The sequence below is a fragment of the Streptomyces sp. CA-106110 genome, from assembly GCF_050936285.1.
GTDB lineage: Bacteria > Actinomycetota > Actinomycetes > Streptomycetales > Streptomycetaceae > Streptomyces.
In genome coordinates this window covers 11459430-11482015 of record NZ_JBNJNB010000001.1, presented here as the reverse complement: position 1 = coordinate 11482015, position 22586 = coordinate 11459430, and the positions used below count along the sequence as shown (strand labels likewise).

At 67.4% G+C, this 22586-nt stretch carries 21 protein-coding genes and 3 pseudogenes; 9 read left to right on the top strand and 15 right to left on the bottom strand.

The features are described 5' to 3' along the window. Positions 1-7: 7 nt before the first annotated feature. The 5 genes from ACQEXA_RS53045 to ACQEXA_RS53025 form a co-directional block, all read right to left on the bottom strand. Positions 8-2110: a hydantoinase/oxoprolinase family protein gene (locus ACQEXA_RS53045; RefSeq protein ID WP_433133672.1), complete on the bottom strand. Its 2103-nt coding sequence runs from the start codon at positions 2108-2110 to the stop codon at positions 8-10. Positions 2111-2130: 20 nt separating this feature from the next. Continuing rightward, complete coding sequence (locus tag ACQEXA_RS53040) at positions 2131-3750, bottom strand: FAD-dependent monooxygenase (protein ID WP_432921924.1); 1620 nt, start codon at positions 3748-3750, stop codon at positions 2131-2133. 8 nt (positions 3751-3758) lie between these two features. After that, positions 3759-4505, bottom strand: a complete 747-nt coding sequence (locus ACQEXA_RS53035) for an alpha/beta fold hydrolase (RefSeq protein WP_433133670.1) — start codon at positions 4503-4505, stop codon at positions 3759-3761. A 383-nt stretch (positions 4506-4888) separates the two neighbouring features. Then, complete coding sequence (locus ACQEXA_RS53030; protein ID WP_432921929.1) at positions 4889-5215, bottom strand: cysteine hydrolase family protein; 327 nt, start codon at positions 5213-5215, stop codon at positions 4889-4891. Positions 5216-5471: 256 nt separating this feature from the next. Then, positions 5472-6212: an eCIS core domain-containing protein gene (locus ACQEXA_RS53025; RefSeq protein ID WP_432921932.1), complete on the bottom strand. Its 741-nt coding sequence runs from the start codon at positions 6210-6212 to the stop codon at positions 5472-5474. A gap of 498 nt (positions 6213-6710) precedes the next feature. Here ACQEXA_RS53025 and ACQEXA_RS53020 point away from each other — a divergent pair. Further along, positions 6711-6827 (top strand): annotated as a pseudogene (locus ACQEXA_RS53020) (transposase); the annotation flags it as partial. A gap of 190 nt (positions 6828-7017) precedes the next feature. Here ACQEXA_RS53020 and ACQEXA_RS53015 read toward each other — a convergent pair. Continuing rightward, positions 7018-7653 (bottom strand): TetR/AcrR family transcriptional regulator, encoded by a 636-nt coding sequence (locus tag ACQEXA_RS53015; protein WP_432921935.1) that lies wholly within the window; start codon positions 7651-7653, stop codon positions 7018-7020. Positions 7654-7917: 264 nt separating this feature from the next. Then, positions 7918-8043 (bottom strand): hypothetical protein, encoded by a 126-nt coding sequence (locus ACQEXA_RS53010; protein WP_432921938.1) that lies wholly within the window; start codon positions 8041-8043, stop codon positions 7918-7920. Between ACQEXA_RS53010 and ACQEXA_RS53005 the strand changes: the two genes are divergently transcribed. Next, on the top strand, positions 8030-8323 hold the full coding sequence (locus ACQEXA_RS53005) for a hypothetical protein (RefSeq protein ID WP_432921941.1): 294 nt from the start codon (positions 8030-8032) through the stop codon (positions 8321-8323). The genes ACQEXA_RS53010 and ACQEXA_RS53005 overlap by 14 nt on opposite strands. A gap of 246 nt (positions 8324-8569) precedes the next feature. Here the strand turns inward: ACQEXA_RS53005 and ACQEXA_RS53000 are convergent, their stop codons facing one another. Further along, entirely contained in the window at positions 8570-9316 is a 747-nt protein-coding gene (locus ACQEXA_RS53000) for an SDR family NAD(P)-dependent oxidoreductase (RefSeq protein WP_432921944.1), read from the bottom strand. 92 nt (positions 9317-9408) lie between these two features. Here ACQEXA_RS53000 and ACQEXA_RS52995 point away from each other — a divergent pair, with 92 nt between their 5' ends. The 4 genes and pseudogenes from ACQEXA_RS52995 to ACQEXA_RS52980 form a co-directional block, all read left to right on the top strand. Continuing rightward, the gene (locus ACQEXA_RS52995; protein ID WP_432921947.1) at positions 9409-10017 is read left to right on the top strand and encodes a TetR/AcrR family transcriptional regulator; all 609 of its coding nucleotides are present in this window, start codon (positions 9409-9411) and stop codon (positions 10015-10017) included. A 231-nt stretch (positions 10018-10248) separates the two neighbouring features. Further along, on the top strand, positions 10249-10404 hold the full coding sequence (locus ACQEXA_RS52990) for a hypothetical protein (RefSeq protein WP_432940035.1): 156 nt from the start codon (positions 10249-10251) through the stop codon (positions 10402-10404). After that, positions 10368-10469, top strand: coding sequence for a hypothetical protein (locus ACQEXA_RS52985; RefSeq protein ID WP_433133668.1), 102 nt, complete (start codon positions 10368-10370; stop codon positions 10467-10469). The genes ACQEXA_RS52990 and ACQEXA_RS52985 overlap by 37 nt, the downstream gene beginning before the upstream one ends. Before the next feature lie 15 nt (positions 10470-10484). Next, positions 10485-11561, top strand: a pseudogene (locus ACQEXA_RS52980) (ISL3 family transposase); the annotation flags it as partial. 201 nt (positions 11562-11762) lie between these two features. On the opposite strand, the gene ACQEXA_RS52975 reads toward ACQEXA_RS52980, so the two are convergent. Beyond that, positions 11763-13061 carry an ISAs1 family transposase gene (locus ACQEXA_RS52975; RefSeq protein ID WP_433133666.1) on the bottom strand — a complete coding sequence of 433 codons (1299 nt, stop codon included), beginning with the start codon at positions 13059-13061 and terminating at the stop codon, positions 11763-11765. Positions 13062-13584: 523 nt separating this feature from the next. On the opposite strand from ACQEXA_RS52975, the gene ACQEXA_RS52970 reads away from it, so the two are divergent. Together ACQEXA_RS52970 and ACQEXA_RS52965 are read left to right on the top strand one after the other, a co-directional pair. Then, on the top strand, positions 13585-14013 hold the full coding sequence (locus tag ACQEXA_RS52970) for an ATP-binding protein (protein WP_432921950.1): 429 nt from the start codon (positions 13585-13587) through the stop codon (positions 14011-14013). Positions 14014-14332: 319 nt separating this feature from the next. Next, positions 14333-14917 (top strand): TetR/AcrR family transcriptional regulator, encoded by a 585-nt coding sequence (locus ACQEXA_RS52965; RefSeq protein ID WP_432921953.1) that lies wholly within the window; start codon positions 14333-14335, stop codon positions 14915-14917. Positions 14918-15052: 135 nt separating this feature from the next. Here the strand turns inward: ACQEXA_RS52965 and ACQEXA_RS52960 are convergent. From ACQEXA_RS52960 to ACQEXA_RS52945, 4 genes and pseudogenes are all read right to left on the bottom strand, one after another. Beyond that, positions 15053-15259 (bottom strand): annotated as a pseudogene (locus tag ACQEXA_RS52960) (cytochrome b/b6 domain-containing protein); the annotation flags it as partial. Positions 15260-15606: 347 nt separating this feature from the next. Next, the gene (locus tag ACQEXA_RS52955) at positions 15607-16242 is read right to left on the bottom strand and encodes a chorismate mutase (RefSeq protein ID WP_432921956.1); all 636 of its coding nucleotides are present in this window, start codon (positions 16240-16242) and stop codon (positions 15607-15609) included. 74 nt (positions 16243-16316) lie between these two features. Then, on the bottom strand, positions 16317-17693 hold the full coding sequence (locus ACQEXA_RS52950) for an FAD-binding oxidoreductase (protein WP_432921959.1): 1377 nt from the start codon (positions 17691-17693) through the stop codon (positions 16317-16319). Positions 17694-17818: 125 nt separating this feature from the next. Beyond that, complete coding sequence (locus tag ACQEXA_RS52945; RefSeq protein ID WP_432921962.1) at positions 17819-18625, bottom strand: alpha/beta fold hydrolase; 807 nt, start codon at positions 18623-18625, stop codon at positions 17819-17821. A 446-nt stretch (positions 18626-19071) separates the two neighbouring features. On the opposite strand from ACQEXA_RS52945, the gene ACQEXA_RS52940 reads away from it, so the two are divergent. After that, on the top strand, positions 19072-20346 hold the full coding sequence (locus tag ACQEXA_RS52940; protein ID WP_432921964.1) for an ISL3 family transposase: 1275 nt from the start codon (positions 19072-19074) through the stop codon (positions 20344-20346). Positions 20347-20542: 196 nt separating this feature from the next. Here ACQEXA_RS52940 and ACQEXA_RS52935 read toward each other — a convergent pair whose 3' ends face one another. After that, positions 20543-21052 carry a hypothetical protein gene (locus ACQEXA_RS52935; RefSeq protein WP_432921966.1) on the bottom strand — a complete coding sequence of 170 codons (510 nt, stop codon included), beginning with the start codon at positions 21050-21052 and terminating at the stop codon, positions 20543-20545. Positions 21053-21473: 421 nt separating this feature from the next. Beyond that, positions 21474-22184 (bottom strand): hypothetical protein, encoded by a 711-nt coding sequence (locus ACQEXA_RS52930; RefSeq protein WP_432921969.1) that lies wholly within the window; start codon positions 22182-22184, stop codon positions 21474-21476. Between the last annotated feature and the right edge of the window lie 402 nt (positions 22185-22586).

Below are 22586 nucleotides of genomic sequence, written 5' to 3'. Positions count from 1 at the left end.
GCTGTCCTCACTGGTAGCGCAGCACGAGGTTGCCGAGATGGTCGACGCGGCCGGTGACCCCGGCGGGGACCACGACCACCGTGGTCGGGACGTCGACGATCGCCGGACCGACAAGCTCATGGCCTGCCCGCAGCCGGGCATAGTCGTAGACGGGGGTGGGCACGTAGCCGATCTGTGAGTCGAGGCAGACGTGGCGCTCGCCGATCAGGGCCTCCGCCGGATCGGGGCTGTCGGCCTCGGAAGCAACGGGCAGCGTGACCGGAAAGCCGAGGCTGGCCTTGGCCCGCACGCGATAGGTGATCGCCTGTACGCCGGCCTCGCGGTAGCCGGCGCCGCTGCCGTTGATGCGCTCGTACTGCTCCTCGAAGCGCTCCAGGATCTCGGCACCGGTGTGCTCGGTGAACTCCGTGTCCGGGACGGTCGTCGAGAGCTCGGTGACCTGCATCGAGTAGCGCAGGTCGATCTCACGCTGGAGTGTCACGTCGTGGAACTTCACCTTCTGCCGGTCGAGTGCACGCTGGAGATCGGCTTCCAGCCGGGCGTAGTGAGATTCGAGCACTGTGTGATCGACCGGGAAGGAGGACGGGTCGGAGAGTTCGGCACTCATGACGATGTCCGAAGCCGCGAGCCCGTAGGCCGAGAAGGCGGAGGCGACGGGCCCGAGTGGTACGACGACTTCGCTCACTCCCAGGTCCTGGCAGTAGCCGGCACAGTGGGCGGGGCCGGCACCACCGAAGGCGTAGGCGACGAAATCGCGGGGGTCGTAGCCGGCCTGCACGACGGCCCGGCGCAGGAGGTCTCCCGCCTGCGCGTTCTGCACCTCGTAAATCGCGATCGCGGCTTCCTCGACGGTGAGGCCGAGCGGCTCCGCCACATGTTCACGGATCGCCTCGCGCGCCAGATCCATCCTGAGCGGCTTCCTGCCGCCGAGCAGCCCATGCGGGCTGAGGATGCCGAGGACCAGGTTCGCGTCGGTGTTCGTGGGGCGGGTGCCGCCGTTGCCATAGCAGGCGGGGCCGGGGACGGCCTCGGCGCTCTGCGGGCCAAGCCTCAGATTGCCGCCGGCGTCCACGAAGGCGAGTGCCCCACCGCCCGAACCGATGGTGTGAACGCGGATGGTCGCCGCGTTGATCGGGAACTGGTTCACGATGGAGCCCGGTGCCATGACCGGCTCCCCGTCGACAATCAGTCCGGCCAGGAAGGTCGTGCCGCCGACGTCGGTGGTGATGACATTACGGTGCCCCAGTTGCTCGGCCAGGCGCATCCCGCCGATGACGCCGCCGGACAGAACGGACCCGACCGTGGTGATGGCGTGCTCCGGTGCCCGGTCAGCGGTGATGGTCCCGCCCTCACTCTGCATGACCAGCAGAGGCCCTTTGAGCCCACCCTCCTCCAACTGCTTCTGCAAAGGCAGGAGGTAAGTCCGCAACCGCGGGCCCACCTGGGCATTCATGATCGTCGTGGAGGTCCGCGCGAACTCGCGAATGCGCGGACTGACCTCGGAGGAGAGCGTGACGTACATGTCAGGGGCGATCTCGTGGATCAGCTCTCGGACGCGCTTCTCGTGGGCCCCGTTCTTGAACGACCACAACAGGCAGACCGCGATCGCCTCGACACCCTGGTCCACAAGGGAGCGTGCGACGCTGCGGACCTCGTCCTCGTCCAGAGGGACCAGTACCTTCCCGGCGTGGTCGATCCGCTCGGTCACCTCGAGCGCCCGGTACTTCGGGATCAGCGGCGCGGGCTTGCGCTGCCGAAGCGTGTCCTGGATCTCATGGGCCGACCGGCCAAGAGTGCGGCCCTCGGCATTCATGATGTAAATCGCGTCCCGGTGGCCCTTGGTGGCGATGAGTCCCACATCGGCCACCTGGCCCTGGACGAGAGCGTTGATCGACGCGGTCGTGCCATGGGCGATGTAGTCGGTCTGCGTGAGCAGTTCACCGATGCCGATACCCAGCTCGCTCGCGATGTCCTCGATCGCGCGCATGACACCGACCTCGCGATTCGGCGGCGTCGTCGGCGTCTTGGCCGATACCATCCGCCCCGCACCGTCCGAGGCGACGGCGTCGGTGAACGTGCCGCCCACGTCGATGCCCAATGCGTATGACATGTACCTTCTCCTGGTGATCTCTACCGCTGGTGGACGGCAACGCGCCCGGTGACTGTGTGCAGGAGTTCCTCCGGATGAGCATCCGCCCCGCCCATCCAGGCGACGTGCTGGTCAGGACGCACGAGCAGCAGCTCCGTGGGGTAGCGGTCAGGCCAGCGTCCAGGCAGGTCGACCACGGCCAGGGGAATCCCGAGTTCACGAGCCGCCGAGGTCCAGGGCGTCACGCTGACGCCTGGGTCCGTCCGCAGCAGGGTGAAGCCGGAACCGAGCTCGTCGAGCACGGACCGGTCGTCGTCGAGCCAGACGTGCGGCAGCCGGAAACCGGGCTGCGCTCGTTCCAGGTAGTCGCCCATAGTGATCGCAGTCTGGTCCTCGCCCCCGACCACCAGAGGTGAGCCCGCGTAGTGGTAGCCGAAGCTGAAGCCATCGGGTGAATATCGGGGCGGCTCCGTGAGCGCGAGGCGACTGGCGAACTCCGCGCGAGCCCGCTCGCCGTCCGGACCCGGCAGGTGGATGTCCGGCGAGAATTCCGCGAACGATCTGCGGGCCGCCGACCCCACCGCGCCGGCGAACTGCTCCCCCACCGGCTTGCGCTCCAGTTCGTACGCGTCGAGCAACGACGCTGGCGCCCAGCCGTGATGGACCGCCGCCAGCATCCAGCTCAGCGTGGCCGCGTCCTGGATCCCTGCGTTCATGCCGAATCCCCCGACGGGAATCCAGATGTGGGCGGCATCGCCGGCCAGGAATACCCGCCCCGCGCGGTACCGCTGGGCGACGAGCCGGCGTCCGGTCCAGCGCACCACGCCGAGCACCTCGTGCTCGACGGGTCCTCCCACCGCCTCCCGCAAGAGCTCTTCTGGATCCTCACCCTCGGTGTCGTGGTCAGGGGCGAAGGCCACATGGTTGAGCCACAGCGAGGCACCGTCGATCGCGATCAACGAAGCGATCCGGCGGCCGTAGGTCCAATACGTCCAAGCCCGGTCCCGTGCGGCCAGCCGCCCTAGCTCGGGTGAGCGGAGGAAGGTCGACACGAACTGCTGGATCGCGTCGACACCCTCGTAGCGGATGCCCAGCTGGCGTCGGACGGTGCTGTGGGCGCCGTCGCAGCCGACCACGTACGCGCAGTGCAGTGTGCGACGCGCCCCAGAGGTCTCCAGGACCGCTTCGACGTGGTCGTCGTACTGCCGGAACTCGACCAACCGGGTGCCACGCTCGAGGGTAAGCCCCGGAGCCGTGCTCGCATTCTGCTCCAGGATGGGCTCGAGAAACAGTTGTGAGATCCGGTGCTGCGGCTCCGGCGTGGGCCAGCCGCCCTTGCCGACACCGTCCAGCACGTCGCGAGCCGCCGGCAGGTCCAGGCGGAAGATCTCCTCACCGCTCAAGGTCGTGCGGTACTGGACCGACGTGGGATAGTCCTCGGGCAGCCCAGCCCGCCGGATGTCGTCCGCGAGTCCAAGCCGCCGGAAGATCTCCATCGAGCGCGCGGACGTGGTGTTGCAGCGGGGATTGATGCCCCGTTCTTCGGTCTCCTCCACGACGTGACAGGCCACGCCGCGCCGAGCCAGGTCGATGGCGAGGGTCAGGCCTGCGGGGCCGGCGCCGACAATCAAGACCTCAACTCGGTTCTCACTGCTGCTCATTGGGGGTGTCATGCGCTTAGGAACTCTCCTACCAGGCTGCAGAACTCATCCGGCCGGTCGACGTGGATCCAATGCCCGGCCCCCGCCACCACCTCGAGACGGGCGTCGGGCAAGGCGCCGACGAGGCGCTCGGAGACCTCGACCGGCGAGACGCGGTCGCACTCCCCATGCAGGGCGAGGACCGGATTGACGATCTTCGTGAGATCAATGGGAGGGGGGCCGCCTGTGACATCGGCGAACATCGACCGGAACGCCGACTCCGCACCAGGACTCAGAGCTTGTCGCATACGGATATCGGCGAGTTCGTCGAGGAGTTCGTCGTGGACACTCTCGTCGGCGACCAGCCGGCTGAGGGCGGCCCGCATGGAGCTTTTGGTCGGGTCGTCATAGAAGGGAATCGCAGGGGGCAGCGGCCCGGTACCCGCTCCCCCCATGACGACCGCGCGCTCTATCCGGTCAGGCGCCACGGACAGGAGGGCCAGCGCCGCGGCTCCGCCGGCCGCCGAGTTGCCGACGAGGTGCACGCGTGCCAAGCCGTGGCGATCAAGGATGTCCAAGACTTGCCGTGCTCGGGCCATCGCCCATGCCCGCGGCCCCTTGATCCCGGCGGATCCAGCGATCTGCGTGCCGAACCCGAGAAGATCTGGGGCCAGGCAGCGGAACTCGTCCGAAAATCGGGAGCGTACGCTTTCCCAGTTACTCCCAGCGTCGACGCCTGGTCCGCCTCCGTGGAGCAGGACGAGAGCAGGACTCACGCCTGCAAGGGCGGCATCCTCTGATGTGGCCGACACCTACACAGCCTCCTAAGTGGATCGTACGTCTGGTCGGTCCTCATGGCAGCCGAGAGAGGAGCGCGTCGGCGCCGGCCAACTGCGATGAGGTCAGGGACATCACCCGCTACGCGGCCAGGCACATCTCTGCGGCGGACATAAGGCCGGCCCCCAAAGTCCGAGTAGTCACAGGACGTGCAAGTGTCCGAGATCGCCACGGAGCGGAAACCACGTCCCAAGACGCCGCGGCAGGTCCGATAACGCAGCACTCAGTCGTCATTCCGGCGAGGACCAGCGTTTCCACACCGAGCCCACGCAGGATGATTCCAGCTCCGTGGCGTAGAAGCAGTTGTAGCGGTGCTTCTTGATCACGGGCTCGCCCGGACGCGACGCGAGTCCGGATGGATCTCCGCCCCGCGCTCGTCGTCGACCGGGGCGACCGGGGCCTCCCCGGCTGCCACGGTCGGGTACAAATCATGGTGGATCCGCATGTCCGCTCCGCGAGGACGGTGGACATGCGCAGCGTGGATGACCGCAGGCTCACGGCTACCGGCGGCATCGAGCACCGTCTGGACAGCGGGAATCACTCGCCGCCCTTCCGGAAACTCCAGCGGCACACCCTCCTCCACGAAGTCGTTCTGCATATCGATGACGAGCAACGCGGTACGGCCCACGTCGATGAGAGAACTGCTCACCTGAACCTCCTGCGGTCTGGATGGCCGGGCGTGCGGATAGGGAGGCTCCGCCCCACACCTTCGACGATTTGGGGTCTGTCTCGCCTTGTCGCCGCGGCCGGCTGCTCCGGGAAGAGGAACCAGCGCTGTAAGCGCGACGGACGCGAGACACGCCGTCGTGTGTATGTAGCGTTCACTCTAAGACTTCGAGGGCGGGTTGGCTACAGTCACGACAGGACAGAGTCTGGACTGGTCCCGCTACCGGCGGATTCCACAGCTAACGATCCGCAGTGGCCTGATCCGGATGAGCCAGAACTTGCGACAGGGGCGCGAGAGCCAGGCGATTCACGGTTGGGGCAGGGCCGCATGGACGCAGATTGCACGGTGTTGGTCCCGCCATCACGTCGCGGTCCAGGGATGTTCGTTCAAGACGGCGGAGATCGGGGCTGCCCTCATGGTGCCGACCCCGCCCGCGATGCCGCGCTGAACTGCCGGGACAGTGTCGGGGCTTCTTCCTCTCCCCCGGCGGCCCGCTGGGCGAGACGACGGACGGGGCCGTCGTCTCGCCTGCCTCGAAGGCGGCCCCGTCCGTCGTCGCGGTCCGCTCCGACGCCTGCCGCGAGTCGGTCACGCTGACGCCGGCGCCGTTGTCGTTGCCCGGCTCGCGATGTCCCTGGAGGTTCGCGGCGACGTGGCTGAGTTCATGGCCGATGATGTCCTTGCGCCCGCGGGCCGTCGGTCCCAGGAAGACGTCCGCGCCGACCGTCAGGGCCTCGACGCCTAGCGCCGTGGCCGCGCGCTGGGCTGTCAGGTCGTCGTGGATGCGGGTGACGGACAGCTTGTCGTTCTTGTAGAACGACCGCGCCTCGCTCAGCAGGGGCCCCGGCAGCGGGCTGCTCGGACCGGCCTTGGCCGCCTCGAGCAGACGGCGCTGTTCCTCTGGACCGGTGTCCTCCGCACCGGTGTGGCCGCATGCGGGTCCGTGCTCGTGCCAGGCCGTTTCGACGGTCCGCGCCACCGCATCGTTCCCCGCCAAGTGCTGCAGGGCCACCATCCGCTGGGCCAGGGGGACTGCCGCAACACCGCGGCGCGAGCTGCCGCCGACTCGGCGGACCGACGGTCCCGCGATCGTGCGCGTGCATGGAACTCCCCTTCGTGACCAGTCGGCCGGCTGCCCAGCATGACCGTCCCCGCCGGATACCCACAGGGGCGTAGGAGCAGAAATGAGGGCGTCACTGCCCGCCCGCAGTACCAAACTGCCTTCACCTCAACCGCGTCCGACAACCCCGACGCGGGGTTCGTAAGGGGGAGGAGTCCGGCTCCGGCCCGGCTTCGCCTTATTGTCCGGCCGGGTCAACGAGCGGTGCTTGCACCGGGTGACGCCGCGGATGTCACGACGGATGGGCCAACTACTTCCGGCATGCCGTCGCAAAGCATCAACCCCGCCTGGCGGCGGGTCATCACGCTGCCGCAAGAGTGGCATCACTGCAACTGTACGGACGTCCGCAGACGGCTCACCACCCCCGAACACCTCATCCAGGCCGTCCGGAGCGGCCCACGGCACATCCAGTACCGCAGCCACCTCATCGACGGCTGCCTCGCCGAGACCGGTCTGACCATCAAGCCCGTCTGAGACGCAGAACGGACATCACGAGTTCAACCTCAGTAACCCACCGTCCACGAAACCCGGGGCTTCACACTCCAGGTGTCCGAAAGCAAGGGGAAGCTCCATCGCAAGCCCGCTCCGCATCTTCCCCCGACCTATTGCGCGCTATATGGGAGATGCGACGGTTTTCAGTGGCCGCGGCCGCCCTTGACCGCTTTCACTTCGCTGCGCCGCCACGCTGAGCCGCCAGACCACGGATCAGGGAAACGAACGCGGCAACGTGCGAGCTGTAGGTAACGTTGTCGAAGCTGTTCGTGACCGACAAGCCGTCCGTCAAAGCTCGCCCGAGGACCGCCAACTCCTCGACGAGAGCTTTGTCGTCTTCGCCGCCGTTCGGCGCGAAGATCGGAGTGAGCGCTTCCACCCAGGATGCGTAGGCATAGTCACGGACGCGACGCACGATCCGCTGAACCGCCTCAGCGTCCTTGTGCGGGCCGACACTCATCGCGACCAAGAGGCGAAGGTAGTCAGGCCGCCGGTCAAGGCAATCGCACACCGTGGAGAACCACGCTTCGAGACGTTCAATCGGCGCAAGGTCGTCGAACGAGGACGGATTCGGGAACAAAGCATGCAGTTCCTCGAAGGTGCGTTCGAGCAGTGCCGCCAGCACGCCGAACTTGTTCCCGAAATGATAGTAGATGGAGCTGGGCGGAAGCCCGGACTGCGCGGACAGGTCCGAGATGGCCATGCCGTCGTAGCCCTTTTCGCCGACGAGCGAGCGAGCCGCGTTCAAGATGACCTCGCGGCTGCTCGAGCCAACAGCAGCCGACGCCGGGCCGGAATCCCTCACCATGCTGCCATCATAGATCCCGGCACCGCTCCCCCACTGCGCCACCCGGCGCTCGACGCTTCACCTCGCGGTCGGGTCATTGACCGGCAGCTACGACACCCCGGGCCCAAGCTCAGTGAAAGTCAGCGAGCGCTGCATGGAGTGCGTTGCACACACAGTGGCCTCAGCGGAGCATGTGTCTCCTCGTGTTGGTTCTGCGTAGCCGCGGTGGATGTCTCTCAATTCAGGGAAGCGCCTGCCGGGATCGAGAACAGTCCGCTCAGGCACTCAGGTTGAACTCGTGGAGTCCGGCGGCCTGGTCTCGTTGAGGTCGAAGGTCAGGCCGGCGGGCCGGTGGCAGCCGGCGAGCAAGTAGGTCCAGCACTGGATCTTCTTGAACTTGCGCTCGCTCACGCGGGCGAGGTGGAGCAAGTTCGCGGCGGCGAAGTCGGCCAAGTGTCGCTTCAGCAGTGACCAGATACCCTCGGCCGGGCTCGACTCCGGTGCACAGTACGGCATCTGGAAGATCCGCAGCCACTCCTGGTGCTCCTCGGCGAAGTCGGACAGCTCCTCGACCGGGGAAGTGACCGCCCGTCTGTCCTCCGAAGGCTACTTCGCGGGCATGCTGATCACGGCGGTGATCGTGGTTGAGTTTCGCCGACCCCCGTTCTCGCTCATCACGCCCAACAGCTGAGAACGCTCGATCCCTGCACCGGGTAAGCCTGCCGTCCCGGAAGCCGAAGCCGCTGTGTGTACTCGAACTTCGGGGTCTTCTGGGTCTTCGAAGTTGAGCGGTGCGGTAGCGCTGAGTGCCTGACCTTCTGTCACTCCGCGTGAGGTTCGGGGGCTGAGGAACATCTGTGTCAGGTCGTGCGTCAAGCGTTCTCCCGGCTGATTGGCGCTTTGCCTCCTGCGGCCGGTCGGGGCTCCGCGTGGCGGGTCAGAACTGGTTCTCGCCGCCGTTGACGTGCAGGGTGGTGCCGAGCATGAAGCTGCTGTCCGTGGAGGCGAGGAAGGCGACGGCGGCGGCGACCTCCTCCGGGCGTCCCCTCCGGCCGATCGGAACTCCCGCGGCGAGTTCCGCCTTGACGGCGGCTGCGTTCTCCTCGCCGATGGCGATGTCGACTCCGGGGGTGTCGATCGCGCCCGGCGCGACCGTGTTGACGCGGATGCCCCTGCCCTTCAGCTCGTTGGCCCAGGTCCGGGCGAGGGACCGGATCGCGGCCTTCGACGCCGCGTACAGGCCGAAGGCCTCCCGGCCGTCGTCGGCGCGGATGGAGTCGTTAAAGATCACCGAGGCGCCGTCGTTGAGCAGCGGCAGCGCCTTCTGCACGGTGAGCAGTGTGCCCCGGACGTTGACGCCGAAGATCTGATCGAACTGTTCCTCGGTGACCTGCGCCAGCGGTGCGAGTGTGCCCATGCCCGCGTTGGCGAAGAGCACGTCCAGGCCACGGCCGCGGTCACGGATCGCGTCGTACCGCCGGTCCAGGTCGGTCGGCTTCGATATGTCGCCCGGCACCGCGGTGACCGCGGAACCGATCGACTCGACGGCCCTGTCGAGCGCGTCCTTGCGCCGGCCGGTGATGAACACATGGGCACCCTCGGACGCCAGCCGCGCGGCGGTGGCCAGGCCGATTCCGGTGCTGCCGCCGGTGACGACGGCGGTCTTGCCTTCCAGCTGTCCCATTGCCTGAGCTCCCGAAATTTAGATACCGATCGGTGCAGAACGAGACTGTAGCATTTCTGCACCGATCGGTATCGAGGCGGTAGGGTGGAGCCGTGGAGATCACCCGGAAAGCGCCGATCGGTCGGCCGAGAAGCTTCGACGCCGACGAGGCCCTGGAGCGGGCGATGATGGTCTTCTGGGAGCAGGGCTATGAAGGCGCCAGCCTGAACGACCTGACCAGCGCCATGGGCATCACCCGCAAGAGCATGTACGCGGCCTTCGGCAACAAGGAGGAGCTGTTCCGCAAGGCTCTGGAGCGCTACACCGAAGGCCCCGCCGCCTATGCGGCCCGCGCGCTGGAGAAGCCGAGCGCCCGGGAGGTGGCCATGGCGTTCCTCGTCGGCTCGGTCAGCACGACCACCCGCCCCGGCTGCCCCGCCGGATGCCTGGGCGTGCAGGGCTCGCTGGCCGCCGGCGTCTCCGGACGGGCCGCCCAGGACGCCCTGATCGCCTGGCGCGACGACGGCCGTGCTCGCCTCCGCCACCGGTTCCAGCGGGCCGTCGACGAGGGTGATCTGCCCCCAGGTGCGGACCCGGAACTGCTCGCCCGATACGTTATGACCGTGTCGAACGGCATCGCCGTCCAGGCCGCCGGCGGCGCCACCCGCTCCGAACTCCAGCAGGTAGCCGACGCGGCGCTGCGAAACTGGCCACCCGTCTGACAGTCGGTGCCCGCGGGAGCGTGCGGCTCGCGGGAATATGACGGTTTTCCAACGACCACCGACGCCCCGTCAGCCGCTCACCTGGGCCGATGTGGGGGTGACGCACGATCCGGCACGGACGTTCCTCAAGCCCTGGTTCTTGCTCAGGCGTTGCCCCTGGATGCAGAACGCCCGTGGCCATAGCTGATCATGCCTGTTCTCTACGCAGCTTGATCACCAGGAACCACGGGCTTGAACAACTTTACGACGTTGCTGCTCGATCTGAACGGCCTGGCCGTCGTTTCGGTCGAGCAACTGGAGGACGGAACCCGGCGGATCCACCTGGCCACGGCCGATGAGCGGGCCCGGGTGTGTGTCCGGCCTGCGGTGTGGTCGCCTCCCGGGTGAAGGGCTCAGCCATCACCCGACCCCGTGATCTCCCATACGGGGAACACGGGTTGGAGTTTCGCTGACACAAGCGCCGCTGGTACTGCCGCGAGCCGCAGTGCCCGAGGAAATCGTTCACCGAGCAGATCCCGCAGATACCGGCCGGCGCGCGGATCACCGCAGGGCTGCACAGTGCCGCCGGGCGCCGCATACGCGACGCCGGGCCCACCGTCATCCAGACCGCCCGAAACCTGCACCTGTCCTGGCCGACGGTGATGGACCCCTTCCGCACCGCCGCCCGCGAGATCACCGAGGCACCGCTGCCCGAGGTGCAGGTGCTGGGCATCGACGAAACCCGGCGCGGACGGCCACGCTGGGACCAGGACCCCGCCACCGGCAAGTGGCACCTGGTCCGGGAGCGGTGGCACACCGGCTTCGTCGACGTGCTCGATACCGGCGGGCTGCTGGGCCAGGTCGAGGGCCGCACCGCCGCAGACGTACTGGCCTGGCTCGCTACCACCCCGCGGACCTGGAGAAAGAGCATCGAGTATGTGGCCATCGACATGTCGACCACCTATCGCGCCGCCGTCCGCACCGGTCCGCCGCACGCCACCGTCGTGGTCGACCACTTCCACGTCGTCCAACTCGCCAACAAGATGTTGTCCATGGTCCGCCGCCGCACCACCGCCGAGACCCGCGGCCGGCGCGGACGCGCCAGTGCTCCGGAATGGGAGGCCAGGCGGCGCCTGCTCCGCAACCGCAAGGACCTCACCGACGAGCAGTTCGCCACGATGTGGCACGCGCTGCTGGGCGAGGGAAGGATCGGCCAGACCCTGCTGACGGCATGGATTGCCAAGGAGAACCTCCGCAACCTTGTCGCGTGCGCCCGCACCGGCGCCGACCGCCACCAAGTCGGCCGCGCCCGCTGGAAGTTCCTCACCTGGTGCGTGGACTCCGACATCCCCGAGGTCAGGCAGCTCGCCTCTACCGTCGACCGCTGGTGGCCGGAGATCGAAGCATTCATCGACACCGGGCACAGCAACGCCAAGAGCGAAGGCATCAACCGCGTGATCAAGCTCGTCGCGCGCAACGCGTTCGGCTTCCGCGACGCGGACCACCAACGACAGTGCCGCAGAGTCTGCTACGACCGCACCGACGAGAGGCCATTGGAGTTGTAGTCGACCTATTCCTTCCGCGTCTACGCCTCGGTCGGGCGGCAAGGACGGAGTTGCAGGCCATTTCGCAGGCATCCCCACGTGCGACAGCTCGGCTGCCTGCGCATCCGTCGCACCTGAAGCGGTCCTTGAACGCGCGCTTCAGGTGCTTCACGGCCCACGGCCCCGGCGTTGTTCCGTTACGCCCGACTTCGTAGTAGTTGATCAGATGCCGTAGACGGCGAAGGCGTCGTTGTGGTTGAGGAGATCGCGGCGGGCGTGGGCGATGTTGGCTCGTCCGGCGAGGCGGAACGTGCTGATGCCCAGGTTGCGGAAGCTGGCCAGGACTCGGGGGGCGGTGCCGGTCCGGACCTGGGAGTTGTCCTCGTGGAAAGTGACGTCCCGCACCCAGTGGATCTTGTTTTCGATGGACCAGTGGGCCCTCTCGTAGTGGTTGAGGTGAGCGGGGCCGGCGAGGTGGGCGGGCATACTGGTGACGCCGAAGACGATCTCCTTCCCGGTCCAGGTGCCGTCGAGGCCGCCGGTGTCACGGCGCAGGCGGAAGACCTGTCCCGCGCCGGGGAAGAGGGCGTCGTCGGCTTGGGCGGTGCGGATCGTGCGGCGCTCGGTGCGCCCGTGCCCACGGTCGTCCTCGGCCTCGGTGGTCTCGGTCCACTCGGCGTCGGTGCCGGCCAGCAGCGCCTGGGCGGCGGCGCGGGCCAGCGGCTGGTTCCCCTTCAGGATCAGGACGTAGTGGGCGTCGAGCCGGTCCGTGATCAGGCGGGCGGTCTTCTTTGTGGTGTGCAGGGCATCCAGGGTGAACACCCATCCAGGCAAGGCGAGTTGGGCCAGCAGGGTGCGGGCCGCCTCGCCCTCGCCGCGCTTGTCCGGAACCTGGGTCTGGCCGAGGACCGCGCCGCTGGCGTGGGCGACCGCCCCGACCAGGAAGACCCGCCCCGATTCGGTGCGGGCGCCGGTCAGGGCCTTGCCGTCGAAAGCCGCGGCGGGCAGGAGCCCGGCCGGCGCCGGGTGTTCCACGGCCCGCTGGGCGGCGCGGCGCTGTTCGCGCTCGATGGGCCCCGGGGTGCACGGGATCTCGGGCGCCGTTGCGGTTCCGGCCGCGACTTCGGTGACGTAAGCACAGGTCGCCGCGTCCAGGGCGTCGGCGTCCAGGTCGGCGAGCACGCGGCGGAAGGTGCGTTCGCTGGGTACGAGGTACTGGCCGGCCAGCGGGTCGTACCGGGCGCCGATGCGTGCCAGTTTGATCTGCGGGGCGCGGGTGGCCCACTGCCAGATCGCGGTCATGGAGTCGCCGCCGACCACCAGCGTCGCGCACGCAGCCAGCACCAGGATCACCACCAGAGGATGCCGCCGCCCTCGCTCCGCGCGCCGGTCAGGGACCTGGCGCAGCCTGCTGACCAGCGCAGAATCCGCTGCCGCAGGGTCGGCGGCGAGCTCGGCCTCCCACAGCGCGAGGTCGGTGAGCTGGCCAAGGGCAGGGCTGATCAGAGAGGATGCGGACACGAGCGCGGCTCCTGAGACGATCTTCTGGCGTAGGAACCTGAAAGATCATCAGAGGCCGCGCTCGCCTTGCAACTTGCCACCTCACCCCACGGACAAACAACCCAAAACCCATCAAAGATCAACTACGCCGGGGCCGTGCTTCACGGCCAGGTTCACAAACTGATGACGCCACTCGTAAAGATCAGAATTAGGGTCAGGCAACTACGTTCCGCCCCGGCGGCCGGTCACAGCTCCCCGCCCTGCTCCGCAGGAGTCCCTTCTTTCCCCCGCCTGAACGCGGAGGCACCCACGGAAGGCCCGATGAAGTCTCCCTCTTCCTCGCCGGCCTCTTGATCACCTGAAGCACATCCGACGACTTGGTAGCTCTCTCGGCGATGGGGAGGATTTTGTAACGCCGACATCTCTAGCTTGTAGCTTCTCCAGGTATTATAGTGAACGCTACATACAGGTCATTGCCAGCCGTAGGCCATCCCCAATCTCTGCGTATTGCGCCTCGACGGCCTGAGGAACGAAAGGATCCGCAATGCCCTCCACCATGATCCTTACGCAATCACGTCGCCTTTTCGAGGCGACAATCGCTCCCGAGCTCGCCCGAGTGCCTCAGGCACGGAACACCGCATTCGCGATCATGCAACTCTGGGACATAGATGAGTCACTCGCCGAAGATGTGCGGCTGACCGTATCCGAACTGGTATCCAACGCGATAGAGCACGGTACCGGACGGGTCGAACTGAGGATGACGGAGATGGCTGGCAAAGTGACGGTCGAAGTGTCCGACTGCAATCCGACGTCTCCCCAAATTCGCAACCCCCATGAGGACGACCCGAGGGGGCGGGGTCTGATGATCGTCGCAAGTCTCGCGCATCGCTGGGGCGTGAGTGAGGACGGCTACTCGGCCTGGGCCGCATTCCTTGATCACTCGAGGTGGGCCGAGGGTGGGGCGGGGGCCTAAGCGCAGGCTGGAGCTCGAGGCCGCACCTTCTGGTGGCCGTGATGGGCAGCATGCGTCCCGCATCCACCGCGTAATACATGCTGCGGCACGATGCGAGCTGGGCGTTCCTTCCCGCGTGCACTTGGGGACACGTCTGCCAACTCCAGCCCGCAGCCGGTGCGTTTACCGTGGCCTTGGCCCGGCACCGCGTCTTCCTCCGAGCGGGGACCAGATCGCGTCCCTGGGCATCGACTCGAAGGTAGAGCGGGTCTACGGCGCCACCAAGCGACCAACCGTGCTAGACCGATCGTTCTCTCCCGCCATTCGCTAACCTGGGCGTATGAGCCAGAGGACGAGAGAAGGCGGCACGTCGGAAGCGCGATCGCGGCTGCTCAGCACGGCGACCAGGATCTTCTACACGGAGGGAATCCACTCCGTTGGCGTCGACCGGATTGTTGCGGAGGCGCAGGTCACCCGTGCCACGCTGTACCGGCATTTCACGGGCAAGGAAGACCTCGTCCTCGCGTACCTCGACCAGACCGACCGGGACCTCCGGGCGCAGGCCGAGGCCGCTCAGGCACGCGAACAGTCGGCGGTCGACAAGATCCGGGCCATCTGCCAGACCATCGCCGCAGGTATCCAGTACCCAGGATTCCGCGGATGCGCCTTCCTCAACGCTGCGGCCGAATACCCCGACCCTGACCATCCGGTCCACCGAGCCGTCCTGGCCCACCGGCAGTGGTTCAAGGAGACCGTCACGGGGTTGCTGGCCCAGACAGGCGACACACCCGCCGGACCCGCCGGCCGGCATCTCGTCATGCTCCGGGACGGCGCCATGGCCTCTGGCTGTCTGTCCGACCCAGAACTGGTCTCCGAGACCTTCCTGCAGGGCGTCGAGGGCATCCTGCGGGCCCGCTCCGCCTGACCGGCCGCGTCGTCCGGCGCGGCCGCCCCGTCCGTCAACTGAACGGCGGGCGCTCCGGCCATGTCCCACGACAGGACCTCACGGCCTGCCTGCCGGTCCCGCGCCGGACGTGCCGGTCAGTGTGTCGGCTTTCGGTCAGGGCCGCCAGAGCGGGTACTCCCGCTCGGCCCACTCCCGCGTGACCGAGCCGGTGCGCATGCCCCGGCGGGCCTCCGGGTCGCCCATGGCCATGCCGATGTCGCCGGCGAGAACGACGCCGAGGGTCAGGGCCAGCCAGTCGTGGACGAACGTGGCCCCGGTGCGCCATGCCGGCAGGGTGAGGTGGGTGAACCACATGCGTCCAGAATGCGAGCACACACCGCCCAGCGCGGCGAGGTGAGCGACGTAGTGCACGTTGCTCACCTCGCCGCGCTGTTGCCGACAGGCCCGGAGCCCCGGGCATGTGGGCAAGTGACCATGTCGTTCGCCCGCCAGGGATTGCGGGACAGCCCTCAGGCACGTGCTGAGGACGCGCGCCGAAGGCGGCGTGATCACGGTGATTCACCCGGACCAGGCCCTTGTCCGAACCCCTGTCGACCACACTGACGGACAGAGAACAGCCAGTTGGCCGCCGCTCTCACGACAGCAATCGCTCAAGACACGGAAGGTGCGGGTAGCTCTCGCGCCGAGAAGGCGACAGCGCTCGCGAGTCAGCGTTGTCCGGTCGGCTCACTGAAGCGGCACACCGACTGTGTGGCCGTCCTGAGCGCCTGACGATGGAGCGTGTCCAACCGTTCCAGCACTGCCCCCGACCCAGTGGCCAGGGCCAACTGCACCGTGCATGCGATGGGCCTCTCGCGCAGTGCTTCCGTGTCCTTGAGCTCTTGAAGCAGGGCCGTGGTCAGTTGGTCGAGCTGCTCGCGAATCGGGCCGAGATCGGGGCGCGTCGTGGGCGCTTCCTCCGGGTGAGCGGTCCAGCGAGCGAACAAGCCGTTCTGCACGGCCTTGCTCGCGGTGATCTGGTGCTGGAAGAACGCCGCCGCCGCGTCCGGGTCCAGCCCAGCCGCGCCGGCCTGTGTTCGGACCTGCTCCAGTACCTGTGCCTCGCGCACCGGGTCTTCGATGGGCGAGTCGGTACCGAACTTGGACGCCGCCACGTCATCACTCACGCGGATGCGCTCGATGACGAGGGCCGTCAGAGGACCGAGCTCGCCGAGTGGCTTGGCCGTCTCGACCGTGCCGCTGACGGATTCGGCGGGAACGGGGGTGCTCATGGCCGTGGCCTGAGGAACGGTCAGTACGGTTGCGGCCCCCAGAAAGCCGGTGATCACCGCGTAGCGGGTCAAGTGGTCTCGCAGTTTCAAAGGTCTGCCTCGGTTCTCGAAATGCGCGGGAAGTGGGCGGCCTGCGTCAACGGGCCTTACCGGGTTCGTGACGGGTTCGGCAGGGGGGTCGCGTTGAATATGCGGTAGGGGTCGTACCGGTGTTTGGCTGCGAGCAGCCGCTCGGTGTTGGAGCCGTAGGCGTGTGCGATCTGTGCGACCGCGTCCGGGCCGAGGAGGTTGGGGTAGCCACCCGGCAGTGCCTCGGGTGCGAGGGTGTCGGCCAGATCGCCGGCCCAGACACGATGCTCCGCCGCACCGGTGTCGCCTGGTTCCCACTGGGCGATGATCTCGATCATGAGGTGCGGGTCGCGGTTGCCGAATGCCGTTTCCTTCTCAGGTACTTGTGCTGCGGCTCCGTGCAGGCTGTGCACGGATACGGCCGAGTGGGGCGAGGTCAGGGTGGAGCCCGCGAGGATCAGCATGTCCCGCACTCCTGAGGTCAGGGACGGTACGGAACGCGTGCGGATCTCGACGTGCCGGCCGAAGGGGAACTGTGCGTCGATGGCCGCGAGCATCGCGGGCACGGTGGTGGGGGCGACCTGGGAGACGAGGGGTGTGCCGAGGGTGTCGAGCCGCGCCAGCGCGTGTTCTCCCGCCGTGGAGTCGTCGCCGCTCCAGGTGGGCGAGAGGAACACCACGGGCTTGCCCTCGGGGCCGGGCAGGACACCGGACTGCACGGTCAGTTCGTCCGGGCTTCCCGCCAGGACGTCCGCCAGCCCGGCCAGTACGGTCCCGGCCTGCCCCCACCCGAACAGCACCATGCCGGACAGCAGCGTCGGAACGGCGTGCAGGCGCACGCGCATCGAGGTGACGACACCGAAGTTCCCGCCGCCGCCGCGCAGAGCCCAGAACAACTCCGGCTCCCGTTCGGTGTCGGCCGTGACGACCGAACCGTCGGCGAGCACCACCTCCGCGGACAACAGGTTGTCCAGAGCAAGTCCGAAGCGGCCGCTGAGCGGCCCATAGCCGCCGCCGAGGGTCAGGCCCGCCATGCCCACGGAGCCGGCGGCACCGGTCGCCGCGGTCAGGCCGAATGGCTGAGTGGCGGCGACGAGATCGGCGGCCGTGGCTCCTCCTTCCACCTCGGCGACCTTCGCCACCGGATCCACCTTGACCCGGCGCAGGCCGGACAGGTCAATCGTCAGGCCACCGTCGCGCAGTGCTCTCCCGGCCCAGTCGTGACCGCCGCCACGCACCGTCAGGGGTACCCCGAACTCCCGCGCGGCCAGTACGGCAGTCCCGACCTCGGCCGGATCGGCGCACCGGACGATCACGCCGGGACGAGCGGAGACCGCGCCGTTCCAGATGTTCCGGACGGAGTCGTAGTCCGGCCCGGTGGTAACCACCTGTCCCCCAGGGATGGTCCGCCCCAGGGCGGCGGTCAGACGGCCGAGCTGTTGGCGTGTCGTCACAGTGATTTCACCTCTGTCTTGCGGATCTTGACAAAAACGTGGTGAACGGCGTCACTTCGTCAGCCATAACCGGCCGAGGCCGGACGCCCCGGCCCCGGCCGGCGAGGCGGTCATGCGGGGGTGTGTCATCGGGTGCTGCGGGCGGCCTCTTCGATGATGTGTGTGACGGTGCCCGGTCGGCTGATCATCACGGCGTGGGAGGCGTCGACCTCCTCGGTGTGCGCGCCGGCCCGCTTGGCCATGAAGCGCTGGGCGTCGGGAGCGATCGCGTGGTCCTGGCGGGTGATCAGATCCCAGGACGGGATGGTACGGAACGCTTCCTGGGCGCTGGCGTCCATGACCGCCTTGATGTTGGCGGGCCGCTGGACCGCAGCCAGATCCGCGGCCGTGGTCTTGTCGACGTCACCGGCGAAGACCTCCCGGAACTGGTCCGGATCGATGGACACCTCCGTCCCGTCCGGGACGACAGTCGGCACCACCGGAAGGTCCGGCGATATTTTGGCCAGACCACCCACCGTCTCCCCCTTCGCGGGGATGAAACCGGCAATGTAGACCAGGGCCTTGACGTCGGGATCCGAGGCGGCGGAGTTGGTGATCACCGCGCCACCGTAGGAGTGGCCGACCAGCACCACGGGACCCTTGATCGTGGACAGGTAACTGGAGACGTAGGCCGTGTCACTGGTCAGCCCCTGCAGAGGATTGGCGATGGCCCGCACCGGATAGCCGTCCGCGCGCAGCCGCTCCATCACCGATGACCAACTGGAGGAATCCGCCCACGCCCCATGGACCAGGACGACCGTCGGCTTCGCGGAAGCAGACGCGGAGGAGGGCCCCTTGTCGGTCGCCATCGCCACACCTGGAGCGGTGGTGGCAGCAAGCAGCGTCAAGGCACCGGCGGCGAGCGCGACGCGACGCGGGACATGGATACGCATGATGTGACCTTTCGGTTCGACTATGACTTCGTGGCGATGACTTCACGGTGCAGAGGACCGGACCTGGCCCGACACGGCCCCGGACACCGTCGCCTCACCCGGTCGCCGGCCAGACGCGACACAGCAGCCGCAGCATTCCCGTGAATGCCACGTGACGCCTGGGCGGGCTCGAGGGAGAACGTTCGGTCTCATTAGATCCGCCGCGCAGGCCTTCGTCAATACCGAACGTTCTATCTCGTGACTTGCTAGTCTTCCGGTATGACCCCGACCCCAGAAGGTGGCAGCGCCTCTGAAGCGCAAGCACGGCTGCTCAGCACGGCCTCCAGGATTTTCTGGCTCTCCTGTCGCTTCCGTGGGTCGCTGACCAGGGGCGATGAACGCAACACGCCGTACCACAGGTACGTTTCGACTGCTGAAAGTACGAAACGGAAGAACCTGGATACGGCGTGCGATCTACAAGCATATGGACTCGGCTGCTCGGAGTCGAACACACGGTGATCGACTTGGTCGAGGCCGAGGAGGATGACAGTGCGGAGGCGGGCGCCGAGGATGTGGTGATCGTGGCCCACGCCCACCCGGCGAAGCGGCGGCGGCAACGCTGCGGGGTCTGCAAACGCCGGTGTGCCAGGTTCGACAGCGGTGAGGGCCGCCGTCGCTGGCGGGCCCTGGACTTGGGCGCGGTCCGCGTGTTCATCGAGGCCGACGCGCCGCGTGTGTCCTGCCCCGAGCACGGCGTGGTCGTCGCCCATGTGCCCTGGGCCCGTCACGGTGCCGGACACAGCCTGGCCTTCGACGACACCGTGGCCTGGCTGGCCACGCACTGCGCGAAGACCACGGTCACCCAGCTGATGCGGATCGGCTGGCGCACAGTGGGCAACATCTGCGCCCGAGTGTGGGCGGACGTCGAAGCGCGTGTGGACCTGCTCGCCGGACTGCGCCGGATCGGCATCGACGAGATCTCGTACAAGCGCCACCACAAGTACCTGACGGTGGTGGTCGACCACGACAGCAGCCGTCTGGTGTGGGCGGCGGCCGGCCGGGACAAGGAGACACTGCGGTCCTTCTTCGACCTCCTCGGCGAGGAGCGCTCGAAGAAGATCACGCATGTCAGCGCGGACGCCGCCGAATGGATCGCCACCGTGGTGGCCGAGCGCTGCCCCAACGCCGTCCGCGTGATGGACCCCTTTCACGTGGTGCAGTGGGCCACCGACGCTCTGGACGAAGTCCGCCGGGCGGTGTGGAACGCCGAGCGCGGCGGCAAGGGCCGGGTCACCGCAGGGTCCAAGGCGCTGAAGAAGGCCCGTTGGGCGCTGTGGAAGAACCCCACCGGCCTGACCGAACACCAACGTGCGCAACTGGAGTTCATCGCCAAGGCCCATCCCGTTCTTCACCGCGCCTACCTACTCAAGGAAGGACTACGCCTCGCGCTGAAGGCCGGCCCCGACACACCCGAGACGCTGCGGGACTGGGTGTCATGGGCTCGCCGCTCCCGCCTGGAGCCCTTCGTCAAGCTGCAACGGTCCATCGTCAAGCACTGGGACGCCATCACCGCCGCCGCCGAACACGGCTTGAGCAACGGCCTGGTCGAGAGCATGAACACCAAGATCCGACTGATCACCCGCATCGCCTTCGGCTTCAAGGACCCCGACGCTCTCATCGCGCTCGCCATGCTCAGCCTCGGCGGCCACCGCCCCCACCTACCAGGCCGTCACACCGCATGAACCCACCCACGGAAGCGACAGAAGAGCCGGAAACTCTGACCGCAAGGCATGCTTGATTCATTACATGGGGCGCAGTACACCGCGTTGTTGTTGCCGGCCGCTGAGGGTCGGTTACCGAGGTGGGGGGCCGCGAGTCCCATGGGTTCAAGGAAACCGAAGTCCCTTCAGCCTGAACTCACGGGTCCACCGGTCTGCTTCAGTTCGGAGCATCCGTGGGTTCGGTTGGAACACGAGGATGCTGTGCAAGCCGAAGAGCTTCGGCCGTGACATCGGCGTCGACCTGTGCCGGTGTTGTATCGCCGTATTCGAGGATGTCGTACTCGTCGTCCAGTTCGGCGAGTCGCTCGGCCAGAGGTAGCTCGTGCCCGAAGCGCTGGTGGATCCGGAAGGCCAGCTCGCGTGGCGTCAGCTCGCCGGCCAGCATCCGGGCGGCAAGTGCTCGTGCGGCGGCTTCCTTTCCGGCAATGCTGCCCACTGGATGGAAGGTGAGGCCTAGCTCGTCGAGTACTGGGGGAAGCAGGTCGGGGACGTCGTAATCTGCCTCCGCGCGTGTGCACGCAGCCAGGATCCGCAGGGCAGGACTGTCAAGGCCGGCAACGAGTGCATCGCAGGCAGCAGTGACGACGTCGGTTGCGCGGATCTCGCCCATGCTCCAGAGAACGGCACGGTCCTGAAGCTCGCGGGCTGCTGGTTCGGTCGACGGCATCTGTCCATGGTCTCGTTAGCGGGTTGAGCAGGTCGAGTGGATTTCACTGCGATGCCTGCTCGGCAGCTTCTCCCAGAAGGTCGCGTGCTGAGTCCGCGTAGCGGATGGCGGTCTTCTCATCGATGCCGAAGACGAGGGCGAGGTGGAGCGGGTCGGCGCCGTGGGTGAGAGCCTCTTCAAGTTGTCGGTCGACGCGGAGCCGTTCGAGTGTGGCGGTGAGGTTGCGGGTGGCCCGGGTGGTCCAGAGTTTGCCGGCCGGGGCGAGTTCGACGGAGCTCTTCTGGGTGATCAGGAGGTGGGGGTTGGCCGTGTTATGCCAGCTGTTGCGGCGGTAGTCGAGCCAAGTTACGTTACAGCCTGGCAGAGCACCGAAGGAGGAAGGCCGGGTCGCAACCGCCTCGCGGAGGGGTGGATGGAGACCTCACCCTCTGGTTTCGGACGCAATCCAGTTCTGCCAGACGTGGATCGTGTTGGGCACCTCGGGGCGATCGAGGAGCCAAAGAACATAGCCGGCATGCCGCCGCGCCCATGGGTTGTCGGACCGAGCGGCAGCTCCCAGCCTGTCGCGCAGATCCTCACTGTCTACGGCTCGAGCAACGCGCAGGTACTCGCGGTCCTTGCAGCGGTAGGCCCTCTGAACGACGATCTCGACCAGGTCGGTGAGCTTCGTCCTGACCGCCTCGCCGTGGTCAGCGACCGCCACGTCCCGTATGAGGCTCTGTTTCGTACCCCACTCCTTGGCATGCCGGGTCCACTCCTGTGGATACCTTGCCTCCCATTGCAGGAAGAGGAGCGCGTAGGGCAGACCCTGCCATGTCCTGATGTCGCCAGGCGGGCGATTCCACAACGCGTTGGGCAGCAAATACCTTCCGGCTTCGACGTACATCTCATGTGCCTCCAGGAAGGCTGGATCCCGCCACTGCTCCTGTCCGCCAAACGGGAGCGTCAAGCGCCACAACTCATTGAACCGACCAAGAGCATCCCGTACGTTTCCCTGGACATCAGCAAGACGGACCAGCGCCGCAGCCCGTTCGGCGGGATCGTCGGCTATCAGTCCGAACGCCCAGCCCAACCGCGCGTCCCACGCATGGGCTTCATCAACGCCCGCACCCGCATCCGCTCCACTTGTCACGCAGGAGATCATCCCCCAGTTATCACACCGAGTGCATCGACCCTCGCTTTCGTCCGGAGCACAGCTCGCTCGGACAAGTTGAGGGATATTCGGGAATCCCGAAGTTACGTCAGTAGGCGGTCAGGCCCCCGATGAAGGAAGAACCCCCCTGGCCACAGGGCCCAGTGCTCAGCGGAGGCCTGGAGAACTCGCGGGATGTCGCAAGCACTCGTGCCCTTGCCGGACCCACCGCTGTCGCCACCGCCACCGCCACCGCAGCCGCTGGCGCCCGGCGGCACGGTGCACGTCGGCACGACCGCGACCTGCGCCGCCGCTCTCCTGGTCCTCATGGAGCGACGACACCGCATGCCCCAGCTGGGAGGCCGGGACATGCGGTGCTTCGTTACGGGTTTACAGCCGGAC

Coding starts and splice junctions, on each gene's coding strand:
- ACQEXA_RS53045 (WP_433133672.1), bottom strand. CDS start 2,110: ATGTCATACGCATTGGGCATCGACGTGGGCGGCACGTTCACCGACGCC.
- ACQEXA_RS53040 (WP_432921924.1), bottom strand. CDS start 3,750: ATGAGCAGCAGTGAGAACCGAGTTGAGGTCTTGATTGTCGGCGCCGGC.
- ACQEXA_RS53015 (WP_432921935.1), bottom strand. CDS start 7,653: ATGGTGAGGGATTCCGGCCCGGCGTCGGCTGCTGTTGGCTCGAGCAGC.
- ACQEXA_RS53000 (WP_432921944.1), bottom strand. CDS start 9,316: ATGGGACAGCTGGAAGGCAAGACCGCCGTCGTCACCGGCGGCAGCACC.
- ACQEXA_RS52970 (WP_432921950.1), top strand. CDS start 13,585: ATGCCCTCCACCATGATCCTTACGCAATCACGTCGCCTTTTCGAGGCG.
- ACQEXA_RS52965 (WP_432921953.1), top strand. CDS start 14,333: ATGAGCCAGAGGACGAGAGAAGGCGGCACGTCGGAAGCGCGATCGCGG.
- ACQEXA_RS52945 (WP_432921962.1), bottom strand. CDS start 18,625: ATGCGTATCCATGTCCCGCGTCGCGTCGCGCTCGCCGCCGGTGCCTTG.
- ACQEXA_RS52935 (WP_432921966.1), bottom strand. CDS start 21,052: ATGCCGTCGACCGAACCAGCAGCCCGCGAGCTTCAGGACCGTGCCGTT.